Source organism: Pseudomonas sp. EL_65y_Pfl1_R83 (assembly GCF_963970695.1).
GTDB classification, from domain to species: Bacteria; Pseudomonadota; Gammaproteobacteria; order Pseudomonadales; family Pseudomonadaceae; genus Aquipseudomonas; species Aquipseudomonas tritici.
The window spans coordinates 67230-89395 of record NZ_CAXAQI010000008.1 but is presented as its reverse complement, the minus strand read 5'-3'; the positions used below and the strand labels follow the sequence as shown (position 1 = coordinate 89395).

The window sequence follows — 22166 nt, the reverse complement described above, 5'->3', positions numbered from 1 at the left end:
AGACCCGATGAAAACCGCAAACTTCGCCAGCTATCACATCCGCAAGTGGTACAGCTTCGTTGAAGAGACGCTGGCCAATGAAACCGGCCAGTTGGCCGATGGCAAACCGGTGTTCAAATACGCCATCGCTGCGGTGATCGCCAACCCGTATGCCGGCCGCTACAGCGAAGACCTTTCGCAATTGATCGAGCCGTCCCCGCTGTTGGGCGAAGAATTCGGCCGACGTATCCAGGCCCTGGCCGGCTCGCGTCAGATTGAAAGTTACGGCAAGGCCATTCTGGTGGGCAGCGCAGGCGAGTACGAGCACGGTAATGCGTTTCTGACCAACCCGGCCGCCGATCCGATTCGCGTCGCCCTGGGCGGTGGCCAGTCGTGGGTGCCGTCCACCGGCAAGCGAGGTGGCCCAGGTTCGACCATCGACGTGCCGCTGGCGCACAAGGACGCCCTGTACGTGCGTTCGCACTACGACAGTTTCTCGGTGACCTTCGGCGACGGCCCTTCGCCGGATGAGATCGTCGTGATCTGGGCCTTCGCTACACGCGGACGCCTGCATGCGCGGTTGGGCGGGCTGAAAGCCGAAGACGTAAAAGGCCTTGACGGTCTGCACTGATAAACGCGCAGGATCAAGCGGTGCTGGACTCAAACCACAACAAGAAAAGCGGTGAATAGCGATGAAGCAGGAGAAGACCCAAGTTGTCATCGTGGGCGGGGGCCCCAACGGCATTACGGCCGCGCACTCTATGGGAATGTACGGTGTCGACTGCGTCGTCCTTGAGCTGGCCGACGGCATCCTGCCTTATCCCCGTGCAGTAGGCATGGACGATGAGGCGTTGCGTGTGCTGCAGGGCATCGGCATCGCCGAGCTGGCGGTGCGCGACATGATCTGCGACGTACCGCTGCGCTATTACAATGCGCGCGGCGTGTGCTTCGCCGAGGTCAAGCCAAGCACTGCGCATTACGGCTGGCCGATGCGCAATATCTTCATGCAGCAGTTGCTCGAAGGTACCCTGCGTGAACACCTCGGCCAGCATGCCAGCGTTGAGTTGCGTCAGGGCCACGAATTGCTGGAACTCGATCAGGATGCCGAGGGTGTGACCCTGCAGGTGCGCGATGCCGACGGCGAGATCTACCAGCTCCAGGCTGACTATGTGATCGGTGCCGACGGCGGACGCTCCACCGTGCGCAAAAAGCTCGGCATCGAACTGCTCGGGCTGACCCATCCGCGCAAGTGGGTGGTGGTCGACACCGCCAACGACACACTTGATGCGCCTTACACAGCGCTGCATGCCGACCCGCAGCGGCCCTTCGTGTGCATCTACCTGCCTTACCAGCAGCGACGCTGGGAATTCATGCTGATGGAGGGCGAGGACGAAGCGAAAATGTGCGAAGAGGCGACGATTCGCAAACTGATCCACGGGCATATCGGCGATGCCGTGAACAACCTCAACGTCATCCGCATCCGAGCCTATACCCACCACTCGCGGGTCGCCGCGCGCTTTGTCGAAGGGCGTGTGGCACTGGTGGGCGACGCCGCGCATATCTCCCCGCCGTGGGCCGGGCAGGGTCTCAACTCGGGCCTGCGCGACGTGGCCAACGTGGCCTGGAAACTGGCAGCGATCATCCAGGGCCGCGCGGCGCCGTCGATCCTCGCTACCTACGACCAGGAGCGGCGTGGTCACGCGACCGAACTGGTGGCGCTGGCCGACAACATGGGTGCGGTCCTCGGCTTGACTAACCCGCTGATGGCCGGCGTACGCGACTGGCTGTTCCAGGCGGTCAACAGCGTGGATAACCTGCGCTCGCACTTGCTGGAATTCAAGTTCAAACCCAAGGCCACCATCACCAAGGGGCTGGTGTATCACGAGCGGGCCGAGTTGCGTGAGGATGATCTGGTCGGGCAGTTGTTCATCCAGCCGAATATCGAAGACGACCAGGGCCAGCGTCGGCGCCTGGACGAGGTGCTCGGCAATGGTTATGCCGTGCTGGGTTATCGCGTGAACCCGCGTGAGCATCTCAGTGAGGCGATGGCCGAGTATTGGACGCGCTGGGATACACGTTTCATCCAGGTCAATCGTTCGCGCAGCGGCGTTGGGCGTAACCAGCCCTTGACAGCCAATGATGCATTGAGTGTGGAGGACGTGGATAACCGCCTGGGCGAATGGTTCTCCAAGGTGCGTGACTGCATCGTTGTAGTGCGTCCGGACCGCTTCGTCGCCGCCATCACCACGCCTGAGCGGCTTGACGGCGTGCTGCGCAAGCTGGCGGAGCAACTGTCATGAGTGGCGCTGACGAGTTGCTCGTTCAACTGCACGAGGCCGGGCATAGCGCGCGCGCCATTGCACCGTTGCCGCCCGAGGCGCTGGACAAGCAGCAAGGTTACACGCTGTTGCGCCAGGGCCTGGCACAGCGCCTGGCAGGTGGTGAGCGCCTGAGCGGTTGGAAGGTGGCCTTTGCCGGCCGGGCGGCGCAGGCGCGTTTTGGCCTTGATGAACCAGTGTATGGCGCGCTCACGTCGGCCATGGCAGTCGAGCCGGGCAGCACGGTGTCGTTCGCGCGGCTGATCCAGCCCAAGCTGGAGGTTGAACTGGCGCTGGTGTTCGGGCGGCCCCTGGCGCCAGGCGATTACCGTGACGAGGAGATTCTGGCGGCAATTGCCGAGGTGGCCCCGGCCTTCGAAATCGCCGACTGCCGCTGGCAGGGCTGGGCTTTCGGGCTTGGCGCGTTCCTGGCCGATAATGCCGCCGCAGGGCTTTACTGTGTCGGGCCGCGCGTGCCGTTCGATGCGGTGCGGCATGCCTGCGTGGCGTATCGCCTGGAGCATGAGGGCGCATTGCTCGGCAGCGGTGATACCCAGGCGCGCGAAGACAGCCCTCTGTTCAACCTGTGCTGGCTGGTGCGGCGTCTGCTCGCGGACGGTCATCCCGTGGGCGTCGGGCAGGTCGTGTTGTCCGGTGCGTTGCTGGCACCGCTGGGTATACAACCGGGCGCTTATCGTTTGCGCATGCTTGGCACGGAACTGGCTTTGGATTTCCGCACAGGCCTCGTGCCTGCGCAATCGCCAGCGACTGTTATGGATGACTGAGCCCGCCTTCAGGCCAAAAAAAACAATCTGGCCGCCGAGGAATCACGCATATGCTCGCCGAAGTCCGTACCTTCAATGACTCTCAACAGCACGCCGGCTCGATCCAGGGTTGGCAGCAGGTCTATGACCAGCTCGGTCGCGGTTGCCTGACCAGCGAACTGTGGCAGTTGTCCGGCGATCGTTTCCAGATATTCCAGGAGGTGCTGGATAAACGTGTGGTACAGCATGGCCGCTCGCCCAAGGGTCGCTTGTGTGCGGCCATGTCACTGGGCAGCCCGCCGGTGGTTCAAGGCCAGCAGGTGAGCGCGCAAAGCGTGGTGCTGTTGCGTGACGGCGAAGAGTTCGTGTTGCATGCGCCGCAAGGCACGCACTTTTTCGCACTCAATGTCGATGCCGTGCGCTTTGCCAAACTGGCCGCCTTCGAACTCTCCAACGACCAGCTCAAACGCTTGACCAGCGTGTCTGCGCTCAGCGTGGATGAAACGTTACTGTTGCGCATTCGCCAGCGCATCCACCCGCTGTTTCGTCACTTTTTGGAACATGCAGGCGCTATAAACCCGGCCTCGGAAAAGATGCTGGAAGATGAATTGCTTGGCGCGTTCCTCGATCTGTTCAGCCACGCCAGCGACGAGGTGCGTTGCCGACGTGGCAATTTCGCCGTCAGTGCCTACCTGGTCCGGCGCAGCCAGGAATTGATCATTGCCAGCGGCGATACGCCGTTGAGCATTCTTGATCTGTGTGAGCAGCTGCACGTCAGTCGCAGGACCCTGCAAAATAGTTTCCAGGCCGTCACCGATATGCGACCGGTCGAGTACCTGCGCAATTTGCGCCTCAACGCCGTCAGGCGACAGTTGATCGCAACCCCTGCGAGCGAGAAAAACATCGGTGAGATTGCCGTGGCGATGGGCTTTTTTCACCTGAGCCATTTCGCCACGCATTACCGTGAGTTGTTCGGCGAATCGCCGTCCGAAACGCGCCGAGCGTCGTAATGACACGACAAAGCGCGCGCCAATGCGGGAAGATCTTCAACGTTGCCAGGATGACGCAAGGAAACACACAGGGGTGCAACGTGCATCGCCCATCTGCCAAGGCTTTAAGCCAGCCCCGGGTCCACGCGCTTGCCGATATCCTTGAGCCGCGCCAGTTGGTCGATCGTCGACGGCGCTTCATCCAGGCAACTGACGAAGGTCCACAAGTAGGTCATCACCGCATAGATATGCCCGGCCTTTACCTGCGGCGCCAAGGCCAGTTGGCTGATGGCAACCACGAACAGCAGCGCCGCCAGCAAGCCAATGGACAGGAAGGCGACGGCCTCGCGGTCGGACAGCCCGATTCGCAATCGCGACAGCACGTGGTAGTGACGGCGCAGGGTGTTGGCGCCGACTTTTTCCACCAGACCGACTTCCTTTTCCAGGCGGTTGTTCAAGCGCTCATGCAAGCGCTGGTTGCGCCGCGCGAAGCCCGGCATAAGGGTAACGCACAGCAGCAGTGCGAGCAGGCAGGCCAGGCCGACCCAGGGCTCGATCACCAACAGCATGCCCGCCGCGCCGACAACCGACACCAGCGCAGTGGCGATGGTGGGCACATGCTTTTCGAAAAAATCGACGAAATCCCGCGCCAGTACCACTCGCGCCGCCGCCCTGGAGGTGCTGTGGCGTTGCAGGCGTTGGTTGAGAATCACCGGCACCGCGAGGTCGGCATAGATGCGCGTGAACGTGCGCGTATCCAGGGCCCGGCGAGCCGCGCCGACCACCCAGAAACCGAGGACTACGGCGGCGTACCACACGGCACTGCCGACATCGCCACGGATGATCGAGTCGACGGCAAACCCGGCGAACAACGGGTAGGCCAGCAGCAAAGCATTCTCCAACGCGACCAGCGACAAGGTGCCGAACAGTTTGCCGGGATAGGATTTGGCGATCGCCTTGAGGGTCTGGCTGGCGGATTGCTGACCCAGTTTTTTACTCTCTTCGAGCAGAATCGGCGGCGTTACGGGCTGCATGGGGCGCCTGCGGCGCGCGTAGTGCGCTGATAGAGGCCACGGGTGACATCGAGCAGATATCGCGCTTCATCGGTCATCAATAAAAGATCGATCTGTATTTCTTCGATAATGATTTCCACGGTGATCAACAGACAAATAGCGGGGGCGATGACCAGCCAGTGGTAATACGACAGCGTCACTAAAGACACGCACACGCCGATCAGCCACAACGCCAATACACACTGCGGCGCGTACTTCTGCAGGGGAATCCAGAAACGTTGCAACTTTCTCAATTTAAACGTGTAGAGCGTCAGTGACGCTTCCACTAGTTTAAGGTCGATAGTGTTCCGAACTGAAGGCTGTGTCGGCATAACAGTTATCCACGTAATAATGTTAAACATCAGAGACAGGCGGCAGGCGATGCGGCTATTCGCGGCCCCGGCGCTCCTGGCCTGGCAGCGTTTGGCTGAGCCAGGCGAGATTGACTTCGTTGACTTCCACCCATTCACCCTTGGCAGGAATCCCTTCGCAACTCATGAAAGCAACGCAACGTCCGTGTATGTCCAGTAAGGCAAAGTGGCGATATTTTATTGCTCTCTTGAACAGGCCAATAGAGAGACGCATGCCATCACCTTAGAGGGTATTAATTGTTGATTGATTGTCAGGCTTGAGTAGTAAACAAGGCGCCGCATGGCAAACTCAGTTCAAACACCGTGCCGCTGTTTATCGCTGTTCGACAGGTCACTGCGCCGCCATGGGCGAGGGCAATTGCCCGCACCACGGCCAGGCCCAGCCCACTGCCGCCTTGGGCACGCGAGCGTGAGCTTTCGCCACGCTGAAACGCATCGAAAATGTGTGTGGCGAATGCTGCGTCGACCCCTGGACCCTCATCCGCGACCCTCAGGAAGTGGCCTCGCTCGTCACCGCCCAGTTCAATGCTGACGGTGCCCGGTGTGGCGTGCTGGCGAATATTGTCCAGCAGCGCGAGCAAAGCCTGGCAGATGCGATCGGGGTCGCAGTACACCGGGCCCTTGCGCAGGTTTAATTGCAGCGCAAAACCGGCGCTGTTCAGGCTGGGCTCGAACAAGCGCGCTTCAGCCTCCAGTGCATCGGCCAGCTCCACCTCCTTGAGCGCCAATTCCAGGTGGCCGTTGTCGCCCATGCCGACCACGCGAAGGTCTTCGACCAGGCGGGTCAAGCCTTCGACCTGGCCCAGAAGGCTGTAGAACTGCGCGGTGTCCGGTTCGAATACGCCCTCGGCCAGCCCCTGCAAACGACCGCGCAGGATGGTCAGCGGGGTGCGCAGTTCATGGGCAATCGCGGCATTCCAGAAGGCTTGTTCCTCGGCCATGCGTTTGAGTCGGTTCGCCATGCTATTGAAGTCATCCACCAACAGGGCAGCTTCGCCCAGGGAAAGATCAGGCGCCACGGCGCGGGCATCCAGGTCACCGTCGGCCAGGCTGCGCAGGCTCACGGCAACCGAGTTGAGCGGTGTCAGAATACGTTTGGACAATTTGACGGCCACCGCCACGCCGACGCCCAGGCTGACGCAGGTAATCAAGCCCATCCACACCCATTCCACGCTGCTGGGCAGCCACTCATCCGACTGCATCTCCAACTCCGTCGGCGGCGAAAAGGTCCAGAGCAATGCATAGAAGATGTAGGAGCCGACCAGCGCAAGCGCGATCACGCACATCACCACGGCCGACATCGACACGATAATCTGCCGGCTCAAACTGTTGGCGACTTTCATGCCTGGCTCCCAAACCGGTAGCCGACGCCACGGATGCTGGCCGGTACGCCATGCAGGCCAAGGTCTTCGATCTTGCGACGCAACTTGCTGATATGGCTGTCGACGGTTCGCTCCAGGCTGTCGCTCTCCGGCGAGCAGAGCACCAGCAGTTCGGCACGGCTGAACACGCGGCGTGGCGCCTTGGCCAGCTGTGCGAGCAACTTGAATTCGGTCACCGTCAGGTGCAACGGCAGTTTTTGCGTGCCGATGTGTACGTTCACCTCATGGCTGTCGATGTCGATTTCAAAGGCGTCGACGCGCAGCACCCGGTGGTCGGCGCCACGGCCTTGATCGCTGCAGCGGCGCAGCACGGCCTGGATCCTGGCGATGACTTCTGCCGGGTTGAAGGGTTTGACGATGTAGTCGTCCGCACCAATGCGCAGGCCCATGAGTTTGTCCATGTCCTGGTCGTGTGCAGTCAGCATGATCACCGGCGTGATACCGCGATGACGCAACTCCGCCAGCACCATCCAGCCATCCAGCTTGGGCATCATCACATCGAGCAGCACCAGGTCTGGCTTGAGCAGTTGATGCAGTTCGAGCGCACGACGCCCATCCTGCGCATGGGCGGTACGAAAACCTGCACGCTTGAGGTAGGCCGTGAGGATGTCGGCGATTTCCGGCTCGTCTTCGGCGATCAGCACCAGCGCCTGGTTGGAGGGCGATGCAAGGAGTGGTTCAGTCATGGTCTGCTCGATGGGTGCACTGCTTTTTAGCAACGGATTGAATGATGCACCGCAAGCATGCACGTTCGGCGAAGGTTTTATGGAGAAATGATGGAGAGGGGAATTAATTTTTCGCTGAACTATTTTTTCGCGCAACTGGGGGAGGGCACTCAGGCGAAGCGGATGCGCTCGGCGTAGGCGCTCTGCAGCATTTTGCGCTGGTAATCGCAGGGCGTCGTACTGACCAGCTTCTTGAAGTCGCGCAGGAAATGCGACTGATCGGAAAAGCCCAGGTCCAGGGCCAGGTCTGAGAACGACACATCGTGCCGGGTGTTCAGGGTTTCCAGCGCCGCCTGGCAGCGAATGATCCGGCAGAACGTCTTGGGCGACAGGCCGGTGTCCTGGCTGAACTGGCGATGAATCGTGCGGCTGGTGTACCCGCTGAGTTCTTCCAGTTGCTGGATACGCAGGTCACCGCGATGCGCAAGCGCCTGTTGGATGACCATGGTCGTGAGTTTGGAGCTTCGGCCGATGAGGCGCGGGGCCAGGTAATCGCTGAACAGCTTTATCTGCTCCTGCAACTGCGGGGCCTGGACGATGCTTTCGAAAATGCGCTGGGCAAACGTAGACACTTCCAGCAGATCCCATTCCTGTTCGGTCAGGTCCTCGGCCACAACGTTGATGAAACCTGGGATAACCCCCGGCGCAAAGCGCACGCCGAAGTAATGATGACCCTGCAGCAGTTCGACCTGCTGCGCCTCCAGCGGGGTACCACAAATCCTCACACTTGGGCGCGTGGCGTCACAGTCGAACACGATATCCACGCAGCCGTCCGGCACCGCCAGCAGATCCGCCGAGTGAGCGACATCGAAGGCGTAGAAATGCGAAATCGCCGGGTGCTCGGAGGGCATTACCGAATACCGTGAAGAGTTGAGTACGAACCAGGGTTGTTCGTAAGCGGTTTGCCGCAGCGGCGGTGAACACAGGTTGGGCATGGCCGGACCTTGGCGTGGGATATGCGGGAATATTCACGCATTTATCGCGCCAACTCTGCGGACGGAGACGAAGCTTGATGTCCGAAATTTACAATACCGCCCTGAAACACTCACTGATACTCGACCTCGATAGCGTGGGAGCAGCGCCTACCGCAGCGACTTCATCTTCCGTCGAGAATAATAATGTCCACTACCACAAAAATTGACTTCATCTATCTGTCCGAGCAGGACATGATCCGCGCAGGCGTAACCGACATGCTTGCCTGTGTGAATACCATGGAGGAGATGTTCGGCCTGCTCTATAGCGGTGACTACCGCATGGCCGGACCAAACAACGATTCTCACGGCGCGATGGTGGTGTTTCCGAAGGATTCGCCTTTCCCGAACATGCCCAAGCCCACCGCTGACCGCCGCATGATGGCAATGCCGGCCTACCTGGGCGGCAGCTTCTGCACCGCAGGCGTCAAATGGTACGGCTCCAATATCGCCAACCGCGAAAAAGGCCTGCCACGTTCGATCCTGATGTTCACCCTCAACGACCCCGACACCGGCGCACCGTTGGCGCATATGTCTGCCAACCTGCTGTCGGCGTATCGCACCGGTGCGATCCCCGGCGTGGGCGCACGGCACTTGGCCCGCAAGGACTCGAAAGTGGTCGGCCTGCTCGGCCCTGGCGTGATGGGCAAGACCACGCTCGCCGCTTTCATCGCCGTTTGCCCGCATATCGATACCTTGAAGATCAAGGGTCGTGGCGAGAAAAGCCTGAATGATTTTATTGGCTGGGTGAAAGACACCTACCCACAGGTGACCACGATCACCGTGGTCGACAGCCTCGAAGAGGTGGTCCGTGGTTCCGACCTTGTTACTTATTGTAGCTCCGGTGAGACAGGTGACCCCAAAAACTACCCAATTGTGAAGCGCGAGTGGGTCAAGCCGGGTTGCTTCATGGCCATGCCGGCATCCTGCTCGTTGGACGAGGGGATGGAGCGCGCCGACGTGCGCAAGGTGCTGGACAACACCGGCCTCTACGAAGCCTGGTTCGAAGAATTGCCCAAGCCTGCGCACCACTGCGTGCCGGTCATCGGTGTGCGGTTCATGGACATGATCGCCGAAGGCACGATGCAGCCCGAAGAGCTCGAAGACATTGGCAAGATCGTCGCCGGTGATGCCCAGGGCCGTCGCAATGATAAAGAGATCATCATCATGTCGGTGGGCGGCATGCCTGTGGAAGACGTGGCCTGGGGCACCGTGGTGTATCGCAATGCCGTGGAAAAAGGCATCGGCGTGAAGCTTAACCTGTGGGAAACCCCCGTCCTGCGCTAAGCCATCCTTTAACCCACTGACGAGACTTACGACATGACCAAAATCATCAAGCTCAAGACCGGCTCACCCTTTGAAGACCAGGCCAGCTATTCGCGCCTGGTGATGGTGGACAACTGGATCTATGTGTCCAATACCGCCGGGCGCCACCCGCAGACGAAACTGATCCCGGAGGACATCCTTGAGCAGACGCATCAGGTATTCGCCAACATCGAAACCGCGCTGGCCGCCGTCGATGCAAGCCTGGCCGATGTGGTGTGCTCGCGGGTATTTATCCAGGACCCCAAGGACGTGCCAGCGGTGATGGGCCTGATCGGCGAGAAGTTCCGTGGTGTCGACCCAGCCAGTACCGTCACCTGCCCGCCGCTGGGTTCGACGGTATACAAGGTGGAGCTGGAAGTGACGGCGTATCGCAACGCCTCCAAGGCCCAGGTCGAAGTGATTCGCCTGTCGCAGTGACCCATTATGCGGCCGCGTCCTCGCGTGGCCGAACTCTATTGTTTTGCGAGTCTTGATCATGGCCCCGACTATTGCGCCCGTGAATACGTCCACCGAATTTCCCTCCACGACCGCCGTCGTCATCATCGGCGGCGGCATCATTGGCTTGACTGCCGCACTGACACTGGCCGAACGCAATATCCCGGTGGTGGTCCTGGAAAAAGGCCGTATCGCCGGCGAGCAGTCCTCACGCAACCTGGGCTGGGTACGCAAGACCAGTCGTCACGCCCACGATATTCCGCTGGCCCTGGCCGCTGACCGCTTATGGGCGCAAATGCCCGATCGCGTCGGTGCGGATGTGGGCTATCGCCAGGAAGGCATCATGTTCGTCGCCCGCAACGAGGCGCAAATGGCGATGCATGAAGGTTGGCTCAAATCGGTCGAGCACCTGTCACTGGATTCTCGGCTGCTGAGCAACCGCGAAATCGCACAAAAAGTGCCGGGCGGCGCCGGTGAGTGGGCCGGCGGCATCTACACACCCTCCGACGCGCGCGCCGAACCGACCCTGGCCAGCAGCGCGATCGCCAAGGCCGCCATGGCCCTGGGCGTGGTGATCATCGAGCAGTGTGCAGTGCGTACGCTGCAGATGTCCGCTGGCAAAGTCAGCGGCGTGGTCACTGAAAAAGGCGAGATCCGCTGCGACCAGGTGTTACTGGCTGGCGGCATGTGGTCGCGACGCTTCCTGGGCAACCTCGGGGTGTCGTTGCCGACCCTGGCCCTGACCTGTTCGGTGTTGCGCACCCATCCGATGCAGGGCCCCACCGAAATTGCCGTGGGCGCGCCGGACTTTTCGTTTCGCAAGCACAAGGACGGCGGCTTCATCATCACCCAGCGCGGTAAACTGGATGCTTTCCTGACCCTCGATCACCTGTTGCTGGCCAGGCAATACATGCCGCAGTTTCGCGCGCAGCGCAGCGTATTGAACGTGTCACTGGGCACGTATTTCTTCAATGACCTGGTGCTTTCGCGACGTTGGTCGGCCGACAGTGTCAGCCCGTTCGAACGCGTGCGCGTACAGGACCCGGCGGTCAACCCGCGGCTCAATAACGATGCGATGAACAACCTCAAGGCGGCCTGGCCGGTGTTCGAACACGCCAGGACTGCCCAGGCCTGGGCCGGTACGATCGACGTCACCCCGGATTCTAATCCGGTGATTGGTCCGGTCGCGCAAATCCCCGGCCTGACCGTGGCCACCGGTTTCTCCGGGCACGGCTTCGGCACCTCGCCGGCGGCGGGCCACTTGGCCGCCGATATCGTCAGCGGGCATACCCCGATCATCGACCCGAGCCCTTATCGGTTTGATCGTTTCTAGATCACATGCACCGCAACAGTCCCAGAAAAACGGTGTTTCTCCTTTACTGAGCGGCGGAACCAGACAATGTCCCCAGACAGCATTTTTTTCACCAATCGCGCAGGCTTGCGTCTGCATTTTCTACGCTGGGGCAAGCCGGGCGGCGTGCCGCTGGTGCTGCTGCATGGTTTGCGCGCTTACGCCCAGACCTGGGAGTCGCTGGTAGAAGCGCTGGGCGATGGCTATTGCATCTATGCCCTGGACCAGCGCGGACGCGGGCTGAGTGACTGGGCACCGGCCGACAGTTATCACACGCAGTCCTATGTGGAAGACCTGCAGGACTTTGTCGCCTATGTCGGCTTGCAGCGGTTCGTGTTGCTGGGCCACTCGCTGGGGGGCGCCAACGCATTGGAATACGCACGGCAGCAGCCGGGGCGCTTGATTGGCCTGATCATCGAAGACATCGGGCCTGGTTCCTCCAGCCAGGGCGACGGTGCTGCGCGCATTCGTCGCGAGATGAACCAGACCCCGTTGCGTTTCGACAATTGGGACGCCGCCCGTGCGTTCTGGCAGGCGTCGCGTCCTGGCTTGTCGGCGCAGGGCCTGACGTCGCGGCTGGCGCACTCGATGAAGGACAGCGCGGGCGCGATCACCTGGCGCCACGATCAACAAGGCATCGCCGAGGCGCGCCTGAGCATTGAGCCTACCGATCTGTGGCCGGCGGTACGCGCGCTGGATTGTCCGACATTGTTCATTCGCGGTATGCGCTCGGACTTTTTGCCGGCGGCGACGCTGCAAGCCATGCGCGACAGCAATGCGCACGTGCGCACGGCCGAAGTCGCGGACGCCAGCCACTATGTGCACGACGACCAGGGCGAGACGTTCAACCGGCTGGTCATCGTATTTCTTGACGGCCTCGCGATTCCCGGCCGATGAAACCGCGGGCACGTCTGATTGTATTGCTCTCATCCCTGACGGCCTTTGGGCCGTTTTCGATTGATACTTACCTGCCCAGTTTTCCGCAAATCGCCGATGACTTGTCGACCAGCACCGCGCAGGTGCAGCACACCATCAGCGCGTTTCTCGCCGGGCTGTGCCTGGGCATGCTGTGCTACGGCCCGCTGTCCGACCGCTATGGCCGGCGCCCGTTGCTGCTCGGCAGTCTGGTGCTGTACGCGACTGCGACCCTGGGTTGCCTGTTTGCCGGTAGCGTCGAGCAACTGATTGCCTGGCGCTTCTTCCAGGCGTTGGGTGGCGCGGGCGCGCTGGTGCTGGCACGCGCCGTCGCCCGGGACAGGGTAGGCCTGGCGGAGGCAGCCAAAGTGCTGTCGTGGATGCACGTGCTGACGATGATGGCGACACTGGTCGCGCCGATGATCGGGACCTGGCTGGTGCTGATCCAGGGTTGGCGCACGATCTTTGCCACCTTGTTCATCCTGTCCAGCCTGTGCCTGTTGCTGGTGGCCCTGACCCTTAAGGAAAGCCTACCGGTACAGGATCGCGGGGCGTCCGTTGGGGCGGCCTTCGCGGCGTACCTGACCATCGCCCGGCAACCCAGGGCGATGGCGCTGATCCTGTGCATGTCCCTGGGGTTTGGCGGCATGTTCGCCTTTATCACGGCTTCGCCTTTTGTGTACGTCGTGTATTTCGGTGTCTCGCCCCGGGTGTTCAGCGCTTTGTTCGCCCTGAACATCCTCGGCATCATCCTGGTGACCTTCATCAACGCGCGTTGGGTGGGTCGTTTTGGGCCGCAACGCATGCTAGGCGTCGGTGCGGTGCTGGTGAGCGGGGCAGGGCTGGCGCTGATGCTGGTCGGGTATACCGAATGGGGTGGGCTGGCGAGCATCGTGTGTTGCATGGTGCTGTACATGGGCGTGACCGGTTTGATCGGCGCCAATTGCATGGCCAGCCTGATGATGCTGTTTCCACGCCAGTCCGGCGCGAGCGTGGCGCTGGGAATTTCGGTGCAATTTGCCACTGGGGCGTTGGCCAGCCTGTGGGTCAGTCATTTGGCTGATGGCAGCGCCTGGCCGATGTGTTGGGTGGTGGGGTGTTGCGGGCTGGGCTCGCTGGTCGCGTATTGCGTGACCCTTCGCACGCCTGCCCGCGCTAGCGCGGTGACTGCCGTCGTTAAGTAAGCGTGAGCTTCTGTTTAAAAAAACCGGGATACCTGGATGAAAACTACAAAAATAAATTCGATCGATAAGACCTCTGTCTATGTGTGTGCAGGCTTGGTTTCGGGTGCAGGTGCCTTGTTATTGAACGTGCTGCCCGTGCTGTTTGGCGCGTTTGCCGAGCGTTTCGGGCTCGGCGAGCACCAACTGGGCAACCTGGCCATGGCCATGAACCTGGGGTTTGGCGCGTTCGGGCTGGCGTCCCTGCTGTGGATTCACCGGCTCAGTTGGCGGGTCATTTCGGCACTTTCGTCAGCGCTGGTGGTGGGCGCGATCTTGTTTGTGCTGCGAGAACCTAGCTATGAAGCGCTGTTGGCGATCATGGCTCTGGCGGGCGCCGGGACAGGTGCCTTGTATGCCTTGGCGATGACGATCTTCGGTGACAGTTCGCAGCCTGAGCGTGCGTTTGGTTTCAAGCTGGGTATCGAGACCGTGCCGGGCGCCTTCCTGCTCATCGTGCTACCCGTGGCGGTGGCGCCGGTGTGGGGCTTTGAAGGCATGCTGATCACCATCGCCATTGCCATGGCGGTGATGGGCATCCTGCCGCTGCCCTGGGTACCGCGCCGTAGCGAGCGACAGCTGGAGGTGCCAGGGAACGCCGGGCGGATTGCGACCGCCGAGAGTCGCATCATCGTATGGTTGAGCCTGGTGGCCAGCCTGATTTTCCTGACCGGCATCATGTCGGTGTGGGCATTCCTGGAGCTTATGGGGAAAAAGACCGGCCTGGCCTCCGACACCATCGGCATGGTGCTGGCGCTGGGTTTCTTGATCAATGCCGGCGGCGGCTTCATCGCGTCGGCGATCGGCCTGAAGGTGGGGCGCTTCATGCCGGTGGCTGTGGTTATCCTCGCCGAGTTACTGGGCCTGGTGGCACTGGCGCAGTTTTCTTCCCTGACGACCTACGTGGTAGGCGTTATTTGCTTTCTCTTTTCGATCGGCTTCGTGCTGGCTTACACCTTCGGCGTCATGGCTGAGTTCGACCTGTCGGGCAAGCTTGTCGCGCTGGGCGCGCTGTGCCTGTCCCTCGGTGCGGCATTCGGGCCGGCCATCGGTGGTTTTCTGATCGAGGCATTCGGCTACTCGGCGGTGTTGGTGTTCTCGGGTGCCTGTTCGGTGGCGGTGCTGGCCATCTATGGCGCGGCGGTGTTGAGAGCCCAGTTGGCGTTCCATCGCATCCAGGCTTCGGGTACCGCCGTGATGTCCGGATTGTGAGCGAGTGAAGAGGGGGAATACCCATGCGTGGTCAAACATTGTCGACCTGGAACGAATGTGTGCGCGCGACCTGCGGTCGTTTCGACACGCGCTATGACCATTGCCAGAGCCTTTTCATCGGGGAAATGCAACAGACGCTGGTGGGCACCACGGCGGTCGCCCACATTCGCAGCAATGCCAGTGTGATTGCCAAGGCCGCTCGCTCAAGCGGGCGCAGCTCATCGGCCCGGTGTTTTCTTGTATTGCAGCAGCAGGGCTCGATGGTCATTGAGCTGGGCGACAAGGTGCTTGACCTGCACGCAGGTGACTTGGCTTTGCTGGACTTTTCCGGCGCGGTGAAAATGACCCCCAAAGGGTTGTTCGCCCATGTGTCGATCCCGTTGCCGTGTGAGTTGCTCAAGGGGCTGGACCGTAGCCGCTTCGGCAAGCTGTCGACCACGGGGGTGTGTGGCCAACTGCTCGGCACGCTGGTACGGCAGGTCGCTGCGGGTGAGCTGGCTCAGTGGTCTTGCCCGCAGGATGGTGATGGTCTGCAAAGGGCGTTGGTTGCGTTGCTGGCCTCGGTGTTGGAGTACCGTGCGAGCGACCATTGCCCTGGGTGGCAGCTGCATGAAGTGCAATCCGTCATCCAGCAGCGGCTTGACTCACCCCGGCTGTCGCCGGCGTCGCTGGCCGAAGAGCTGGGCATCTCCAGCCGCCAGCTCTACAGGTTGTTTGAGGTGAGTGGCGACAGCGTCTGCCGCTATATTCTGCGTGAGCGGCTGTTGAAGGCCGCACAGGACCTTCGCGATCCCGTTTGCGCACATCGCTCGATCACCGAGATCGGCAGCTATTGGGGCTTCGCCGATTCGGCGCATTTTTCCAAGACGTTCAAGAATCAGACGGGGCTGACACCCAGCAGCTATAGGCGCCGCGGGCACTGAGCCTGGATGCGGCGTGGGAGCAAGCTCCCTCGCCACAGGTCCGGCGTGGTCAATAGCGCATGATCACGGATTTCAGCTCGGTGTAGTCGTCGATAAACGCACTGCAAACGCACTGCCGAATTCACGCCCCATGCCCGACGCCTTCATCCCGCCAAATGGCACGCTTGGGTCGACAAATGTGTGCATGTTGACCCACACCGTCCCCGCCTCGATTCGCGGGATCAGGCGCAAGGCCCTGGACAAGTCGTTGGTCCAGATACTGGCCGTGAGGCCGAACGGGCTGTCGTTCATCAAGGTGACCAGTTCTTCTTCATCGTCGAACGCCAGCACGCATACCACCGGGCCGAAGGTTTCCTCGTGCAGCAGCGGATCGTCCTTGCCGTTGGCGATGATCAGCGTCGGTTCCACGTAGTAACCGGAACGGTCCACGGCACGCGCACCGCATATCACTTGGTTGCTCTGCAGGGCACGGTCGAAAAAGCCGAGGATCTTGTCGAAGTGCGGCTTGTTCGACAGCGGGCCGAACTGAGCCTGTTCATCCAGAGGCGAGCCTATGACCATCTGCGACAACATCGCCGCCATCTTCTGCGTCACCTGCTCGACGATGGAGCGGTGCACGAACAAACGCTCGGGGGCCGCGCACACCTGGCCCTGGTGCACATAGGCCGATTGCACGAAGCGCGCTACGGCGTCATCGACATTGGCATCGGCGAGCAGCGCGGCGGCATTCTTGCCGCCCAGCTCCAGGGTGACGCGGGTCAGGTCGGCCGCCATGGCGGCCTTGCCCACCGCGATGCCGGTGGGCACCGAACCGGTGAACGACACCTTGCGCACGGCCGGGTGTTCGATCAACTGCTGGCCCACCTGGCCGCGCCCGTTTACCACGTTGATCACGCCCGGCGCAATTCCCGCCTCGATCGCCAGTTCCGCCAGGCGCAGCAGGGACAGCGGTGTGTATTCGCTGGGTTTGAGCACCACCGTGCAGCCGGTGGTCAGCGCGGCGCCCAGTTTCCACACGCCGATCATAAGCGAGAAGTTCCACGGCACAATGGCCGCCACCACGCCCACCGGCTCGCGCAGGGTGTAGGCGCTGTACTGCTCACCCGCCATTGAAGGGAACGACGGGGTCATTGTCTGGCCGCCGATCTTGGTCGCCCAGCCGGCGAAGTAGCGCAGGAACACGGCGCTCTGGCTCACTTCGATATGCCGCGACAGGTTGATCGATTTGCCGGAACTCAGGGTTTCCAGTTGCGCCAGCTCTTCGCCGTTGGCCTCTATCAGATCGGCCAGGCGGTTGAGCAGCACGCCGCGCTGGTAGGGGGTGACTTGCGCCCAGGCGCCCTTGAAGGCAGCGGTGGCGCCGTCGACGGCCAGGTTCACATCCTCGGCGAGACCGTCACGCAGCTGCGCGATGGTCTCGCCGGTTCCGGGATCGACCACGCCGATGCGCTGGGTGGACGCGCTGGTGTGCGCGGCGCCATTGATGAAGTTGGAATGGTCGCGACCCAGGAAGGCAACGACTGAGGGCAGCAGGGCAATGTGCATGGTGGCGCTCCAATGAAGGATTCGTCGCGCGCTGGGGCGCTCGAAAGACCTTTGCATTAAAAACCGATGCCCGCGTGCCTGCTTGTTCGAGCCTGCCAGGAATTTGGTTATGCCTGACAGGTTGTGTCGCCGCTGATCTAGGGTTCGCCAAGGTTGTCGAAAACCGTTTCGAGCATGCGGTTCAGGCGCTGGATCTGCGCTTCGGTCATGCCGGTGAAACTGCGCTTGAACACGTCACCCGTGGCGACCTGGATACGTTCAATCGCCTCACGCCCTTGTTCGGTGATGCGCACCTGCGTCACGCGGCCGTCGTCCTCGCAGGGCGCGGTGTCCACCAAGCCGTCTTCCTTCATGCGATACACCGTCTTGGTGATGGTCGAGAGCTTGGCGATGGCGTGGGTGGAAATTTCGGAAATGCTCGACTGGCCGTTCTCTTTGAGAATGAACAACACCCGCCAGCGCGGGATATCCAGGCCGATTTTTTTCAGCGCCTTTTCCATGTACTGGCTGTAGCGACCATGCACCATGGCCAGCCAGTAGAACGGGAAATCCTCTTTGTGAAAGTCTTCGCTGCCGGGGTCGTAGCGGCCTGCGTGTTTTTTCGGTGCGCTCATGGTCTGCTCATGTCGGGGGGGCGGCGGGCAATCATAGACTTTTCTCGTGAATTCGGCACGGCTTTTGCCCGGATAGCAGTCTGCCTTGTGTTGGGAAATTTAGTTGACAATTCACGTAATATTCGGTGAGTGTGAAAAAAGGAAAGGGCGCATCGGGCGCCCCATTCCGCATTTCACAATGAAGGTAACCCGACATGACCCTGGTGATTGAACAGCTTTCCCTTGGCGGCGATGGGCCGACCGTGATGGTCAAGGACACCATCGATATCGCCGGCCTGCCCACTCGTGCATCGAGCCAGGCCTTGGAGGATGCCGCACCTGCCACGGCCCACGCCGATGTGGTGCAGGCGCTGCTGGAGAAGGGCTGTCGCCTGGTGGGGAAGACCAGCCTGCATGAACTGGCGTTTGGCACCACGGGCATTAATCACTGGACCGGCACCGCGCCCAATCCGCGTTTCCCGGGGCGCATTCCGGGCGGCTCCTCCAGTGGTTCGGCGGCTGCCGTGGCGGCCGGGCTGACGGATTTTTCCCTGGGAACCGACACCGGCGGCTCTGTGCGCATCCCGGCGTGTTGCTGTGGGGTGTTCGGCTTCAAGCCGACGTTCGGGCGTGTCAGCCGCCGTGGCGTAATGCCGGCGCACAGCAGCCTCGACTGCGTCGGTCCGTTTGCCGCGAGCCTGCCGATGCTGGTCACCGCCATGCAGGCGATCGACGCCAGCTTCAAGCCGGTGGCGGCGCCGGATGCGCCGCGCCTGGGCATCGTGACGGTGCAGGCTAGCGTAGCCGTACAGCGTGTGATCGAGGCCGCCATCGCGGTGATCCGGCTGCCCGGTGAACGCCTCGCGCTGCCCAGCCTCAAGGCGGCCTATGACGCTGGCATGGTGGTCATCAACCGCGAAACGTTCGATGCCTGCGGTCACTTGCTGGAAACCGGCAAGGTGGGCGCCGACATCGCCGCGCGCCTGGCCGCCGCCGGCAATACCACGGCGGCCGCGCTGGCCGAAGCCGAGCGGGTGCGCACGCAGTTCACGGCCGAAGTCGACGCCGCCTTGCAGCACGTCGATGTGCTGGTACTGCCGACCATGCCGGACTTCCCCTTGACCCTGACCGAGGCAACTGACACCCAGGCAGTGCTCGGAATGACCGCCTTCGTGCGCCCGTTCAACCTGTCGGGACACCCGGCGCTGAGCATTCCTCTGGCCAGCGCCGAAGGACTTCCGGTGGGCCTGCAACTGGTGGGGGCCAAGGGCGCCGATGAGCAACTGCTGGCCATTGCCGGCCGCCTGCTCGAGCGTCTGTACGCCGGGGGAGAGGTCTGAAATGAGCGCAACCATACCGCGAGCGGACCTGGAGCGACGCCTGCGCCGTTTTGAAATCGAAGCCAGCGCCCGTGCCTGCATGAACCGCTACATGGTGCTGTGTGATGCACTCGATGCACGCACGCCACTGCACGAACTGGCCGGTCTGTTCACCCTTGATGCGGTGTGGGAGGGCAAAGGCGCGAAGTACGCCCAGAGCTTCGGTGGTTATCGTGGACGCGAAGCGATTGCCGCGATGTTCGCCGTTTACATGAAAACCCCGGCGCACTTTGCCCTCAACGTGCACTTCCTCACCAGCGAGCTGATCGAGGTGCAGGACGATACCGTGCTTGGCAGTTGGGTGATGTTGCAGACGTCCACCTTCGCCAGCGGCGCCTCCCACCTTAACGCCGCGCGCCTGAACGTGCGCTTTGCCGAGGAAGACGGGCAGTGGCGCATGGCGCATTTCCAGACCGAAAACCTGTTCAGTCGCCCGGTTGAGGCCTGGAACAGCGACGCCGAGTTACCGGTGCCTCGCCAATAGCGCTCACTCCCCCCGCCCGTTTTGCACGCTCCCGCGACTGCCCGACAAGGGCAGTCGCGCCGTGCGCGTAGCCCCTGGAGATTGCCTTGAAACTGTTCGAATTGTTGACCTTTACCCTGCGTGTTCGCACCGTGCCTCAAGCCTTGCCGCGTCTGGAGCGGAGCTTGCGCGAAGCGGGCGAGGGCGTGCATTTGATGGGCTGCTGGGTGTCGGAAATCGGCCAGCAGAATCGCATCGCGGTCCTGCGCGGGTTCGACGATGGCGGCGCTCGCGAACGCGAGCGCGAACGGTATCTACTGGCGGCCGATGGGTTTGCGATTGGCGAATTTCTGCTTGACCAGCAGGTGGACGACTACAGCGCCTTCGCCTTCGTCGAGCCGCTGCCTCCCGGGGCTCACGGCCCGTTCTACGAATTGCGCGAATACAACCTGGTACCCAGTGGACTGGCACCGACGTTGCGCGGTTGGTGCAAGTCCGTAGAGCGTCGCACCGGGGCGGATTATTCCCGGGTATATGCCGCGTTCTATGCCACCAGCGGGCAGATTCCGCGTTATCTGCATATCTGGCCCTACAGCTCGCTGGAGCAGCGCCTTGAAGTACGTACCCGTGCCGTGGCCGACGGCGCTTGGCCACCTGAAGATTCGGCGCCGCAGCTCAAGCAGATGCATTCCACGGTTTACCTGCCGGCGCCGTTCTCACCGTTGCGCTGAAAGCGCGATGCTAAAAAATAATATCGCTTTCCGATAATCGCACAATTATTTAGTGAATAAACGTCATGGCATAAAGACGGCTAAAAATAACTTTAAATCAATAAAAACAATGATATGTACATTACATGATCTGAGTTTTCGTCAGAATATTACGTGATTAGTATTGCTTTTAAAGGCGATAAATCAATTGACAATTCACGTAATCGAGCTCAGATTCACCCCAACGGCACCCACAAAAACAAAGGTAACCACTATGCCGATCCATCGCCCCCGTTCCGTCTCCCGTCCCAGCTCGACACTGCCTTCCTGTTCAGCCCAATACCGTTCCTGACAACGGAGTAAATGTATGCATTCGCTAAAAAAAACAGCGGTCGATACCGTGAGCTCACTTGCCAGTGGCCCGACCTTCGACGCCTTGCTTGTCGATGTGCGTGAACGTGCCCGAGCCGGTGAGTTTGACCGTCAGCGTCACATTTCGCAGGACGTGATCGAGTCCTTCAAACAGCACGGCGTTTACCGGGCGCTGGTGCCCAAGCGTTTTGGTGGCCTGGAGTGTTCGCCCGCCGAGTTCTGCCAGGTGATCGAGCGCATTTCCCAGGCGGACGGTTCGGCCGGCTGGGTTGCCAGCTTCGGCATGAGCCCGGTTTACCTTGCCGCACTGCCGCTGGACAGCATCGCCAAGGTGTATGCCGACGGCCCTGACCGGGTATTCGCCGGTGGCATCTTTCCGCCGCAACCGGCGGAAGTGGTCGAAGGCGGCTTTGTGGTCAATGGTCGCTGGAAATACTCCAGCGGCTCCCTCGGCGCCGACATTGTCGGCGTCGGCATCGCCCCGAAGAGCGGCGACACCTTCGGCCTGCCACGCATTGCCGTGATGCCGCGCAGTGAGATACGCATCGACGAAACCTGGGACACCGTCGGCCTGCTCGGCACCGGCAGCCATGACCTGGTGGTGGAAAACGTGCGGGTCTGCGAGGAGTGGACCTTCGTGCGCGGCGGCCTGCCGAACCTGGACGAGCCGTTCTTTCGTTACCCGTCGCTGTCGTTCGCCACCCAAGTGCTTTCGGTCGTCGGCCTTGGCGTCGCCCGCGCGGCACTGGATGCCCTTTCGGACATGGCCAGCGGGCGCGTCTCGGTCACCGGCGCCCCGGCGATTGCCGACCGGCCCCTGGCCCAGGTCGATATTGCGCGGGCGGAAGCCGAGTTGCGTGCCGCGCGAGCGTTCTTCTACGAGTCCATCGACCGCGCCTGGGATTATGTGCTGGCCGGCGATGCGGTGCCGGTGGCCGCAACCAACCTGCTGCGCCTGTCGTCGACCCATGCCACCCGCGTCGCTGCCGATGTGGCGCGCACCGCGCAGATGCTCTCGGGCATGAGCGGTGTGTACAACGACAGCCCGCTGGCACGCTGCGTCAACGACGCCCAGGTGGTGACCCAGCACGCTTTCATGGGCGACATCACCTATCAAAATGCCGGAGCCATGTTCTTCGGCAAACAGCCTTTGCCTGGCTACCTCTAACCG

Annotated in this window: 22 protein-coding genes and 1 pseudogene; 15 read left to right on the top strand and 8 right to left on the bottom strand. The window is 61.6% G+C overall.

What is annotated here, in order from left to right; all coding sequences use genetic code 11:
• Positions 1-7: 7 nt before the first annotated feature.
• The 4 genes from AACY08_RS13820 to AACY08_RS13805 all read left to right on the top strand — a co-directional run bounded on the left by AACY08_RS13820 (position 8) and on the right by AACY08_RS13805 (position 4071).
• On the top strand, positions 8-610 hold the full coding sequence (locus AACY08_RS13820; RefSeq protein ID WP_339469907.1) for an amino acid synthesis family protein: 603 nt from the start codon (positions 8-10) through the stop codon (positions 608-610).
• A gap of 61 nt (positions 611-671) precedes the next feature.
• Positions 672-2279: a bifunctional 3-(3-hydroxy-phenyl)propionate/3-hydroxycinnamic acid hydroxylase gene (locus AACY08_RS13815; RefSeq protein ID WP_339457076.1), complete on the top strand. Its 1608-nt coding sequence runs from the start codon at positions 672-674 to the stop codon at positions 2277-2279.
• Positions 2276-3082: a 2-keto-4-pentenoate hydratase gene (locus tag AACY08_RS13810; RefSeq protein ID WP_339469906.1), complete on the top strand. Its 807-nt coding sequence runs from the start codon at positions 2276-2278 to the stop codon at positions 3080-3082. The genes AACY08_RS13815 and AACY08_RS13810 overlap by 4 nt, the downstream gene beginning before the upstream one ends.
• Positions 3083-3132: 50 nt before the next feature.
• Complete coding sequence (locus AACY08_RS13805) at positions 3133-4071, top strand: helix-turn-helix domain-containing protein (RefSeq protein WP_339469905.1); 939 nt, start codon at positions 3133-3135, stop codon at positions 4069-4071.
• Between the two features lie 104 nt (positions 4072-4175).
• Here AACY08_RS13805 and AACY08_RS13800 read toward each other — a convergent pair whose 3' ends face one another.
• From AACY08_RS13800 to AACY08_RS13775, 6 genes are all read right to left on the bottom strand, one after another.
• The gene (locus AACY08_RS13800) at positions 4176-5084 is read right to left on the bottom strand and encodes an ABC transporter six-transmembrane domain-containing protein (protein WP_339469904.1); all 909 of its coding nucleotides are present in this window, start codon (positions 5082-5084) and stop codon (positions 4176-4178) included.
• On the bottom strand, positions 5072-5434 hold the full coding sequence (locus tag AACY08_RS13795; RefSeq protein ID WP_339469903.1) for a hypothetical protein: 363 nt from the start codon (positions 5432-5434) through the stop codon (positions 5072-5074). Before AACY08_RS13795 ends, AACY08_RS13800 begins: the two co-directional genes overlap by 13 nt.
• A 55-nt stretch (positions 5435-5489) precedes the next feature.
• Positions 5490-5687, bottom strand: coding sequence for a hypothetical protein (locus AACY08_RS13790; RefSeq protein ID WP_339457082.1), 198 nt, complete (start codon positions 5685-5687; stop codon positions 5490-5492).
• A gap of 37 nt (positions 5688-5724) precedes the next feature.
• Complete coding sequence (locus AACY08_RS13785; protein WP_339457083.1) at positions 5725-6816, bottom strand: ATP-binding protein; 1092 nt, start codon at positions 6814-6816, stop codon at positions 5725-5727.
• Positions 6813-7541, bottom strand: coding sequence for a response regulator (locus AACY08_RS13780; RefSeq protein WP_339457085.1), 729 nt, complete (start codon positions 7539-7541; stop codon positions 6813-6815). The genes AACY08_RS13785 and AACY08_RS13780 overlap by 4 nt, the downstream gene beginning before the upstream one ends.
• 149 nt (positions 7542-7690) lie before the next feature.
• On the bottom strand, positions 7691-8515 hold the full coding sequence (locus AACY08_RS13775; RefSeq protein ID WP_339457087.1) for an AraC family transcriptional regulator: 825 nt from the start codon (positions 8513-8515) through the stop codon (positions 7691-7693).
• Between the two features lie 183 nt (positions 8516-8698).
• Here AACY08_RS13775 and AACY08_RS13770 point away from each other — a divergent pair, with 183 nt between their 5' ends.
• The 7 genes from AACY08_RS13770 (at position 8699) to feaR (ending at position 15933) form a co-directional block, all read left to right on the top strand.
• Positions 8699-9838 (top strand): tyramine oxidase subunit B, encoded by a 1140-nt coding sequence (locus AACY08_RS13770; RefSeq protein WP_339469902.1) that lies wholly within the window; start codon positions 8699-8701, stop codon positions 9836-9838.
• 33 nt (positions 9839-9871) lie between these two features.
• A complete protein-coding gene (locus AACY08_RS13765) occupies positions 9872-10294 on the top strand; it encodes a RidA family protein (RefSeq protein ID WP_339469901.1) in 423 nt (140 codons plus the stop codon).
• Positions 10295-10352: 58 nt separating this feature from the next.
• Positions 10353-11645 (top strand): NAD(P)/FAD-dependent oxidoreductase, encoded by a 1293-nt coding sequence (locus AACY08_RS13760; protein WP_339469900.1) that lies wholly within the window; start codon positions 10353-10355, stop codon positions 11643-11645.
• Positions 11646-11711: 66 nt separating this feature from the next.
• Positions 11712-12560, top strand: a complete 849-nt coding sequence (locus tag AACY08_RS13755; protein ID WP_339469898.1) for an alpha/beta fold hydrolase — start codon at positions 11712-11714, stop codon at positions 12558-12560.
• Positions 12557-13762 (top strand): multidrug effflux MFS transporter, encoded by a 1206-nt coding sequence (locus AACY08_RS13750; protein WP_339469897.1) that lies wholly within the window; start codon positions 12557-12559, stop codon positions 13760-13762. Before AACY08_RS13755 ends, AACY08_RS13750 begins: the two co-directional genes overlap by 4 nt.
• 126 nt (positions 13763-13888) lie before the next feature.
• The gene (locus AACY08_RS13745; RefSeq protein WP_339470047.1) at positions 13889-15010 is read left to right on the top strand and encodes an MFS transporter; all 1122 of its coding nucleotides are present in this window, start codon (positions 13889-13891) and stop codon (positions 15008-15010) included.
• 23 nt (positions 15011-15033) lie between these two features.
• A complete protein-coding gene (gene feaR / locus AACY08_RS13740) occupies positions 15034-15933 on the top strand; it encodes a transcriptional regulator FeaR (RefSeq protein WP_339469896.1) in 900 nt (299 codons plus the stop codon).
• A 49-nt stretch (positions 15934-15982) separates the two neighbouring features.
• Here the strand turns inward: feaR and AACY08_RS13735 are convergent.
• Both AACY08_RS13735 and AACY08_RS13730 read right to left on the bottom strand, forming a co-directional pair.
• Positions 15983-17478 (bottom strand): annotated as a pseudogene (locus AACY08_RS13735) (aldehyde dehydrogenase family protein).
• 137 nt (positions 17479-17615) lie between these two features.
• Positions 17616-18092 carry a MarR family winged helix-turn-helix transcriptional regulator gene (locus AACY08_RS13730; protein ID WP_062380616.1) on the bottom strand — a complete coding sequence of 159 codons (477 nt, stop codon included), beginning with the start codon at positions 18090-18092 and terminating at the stop codon, positions 17616-17618.
• 194 nt (positions 18093-18286) lie between these two features.
• On the opposite strand from AACY08_RS13730, the gene AACY08_RS13725 reads away from it, so the two are divergent.
• From AACY08_RS13725 to iacA, 4 genes are all read left to right on the top strand, one after another.
• Positions 18287-19411 carry an amidase gene (locus AACY08_RS13725; RefSeq protein ID WP_339469895.1) on the top strand — a complete coding sequence of 375 codons (1125 nt, stop codon included), beginning with the start codon at positions 18287-18289 and terminating at the stop codon, positions 19409-19411.
• A 1-nt stretch (position 19412) separates the two neighbouring features.
• Positions 19413-19934, top strand: a complete 522-nt coding sequence (locus AACY08_RS13720) for a nuclear transport factor 2 family protein (RefSeq protein WP_339469894.1) — start codon at positions 19413-19415, stop codon at positions 19932-19934.
• A gap of 86 nt (positions 19935-20020) precedes the next feature.
• Positions 20021-20644, top strand: a complete 624-nt coding sequence (locus tag AACY08_RS13715) for an NIPSNAP family protein (RefSeq protein ID WP_339469892.1) — start codon at positions 20021-20023, stop codon at positions 20642-20644.
• Between the two features lie 346 nt (positions 20645-20990).
• Positions 20991-22163: an indole-3-acetate monooxygenase gene (iacA, locus tag AACY08_RS13710; RefSeq protein ID WP_339469891.1), complete on the top strand. Its 1173-nt coding sequence runs from the start codon at positions 20991-20993 to the stop codon at positions 22161-22163.
• Positions 22164-22166 lie beyond the last annotated feature (3 nt).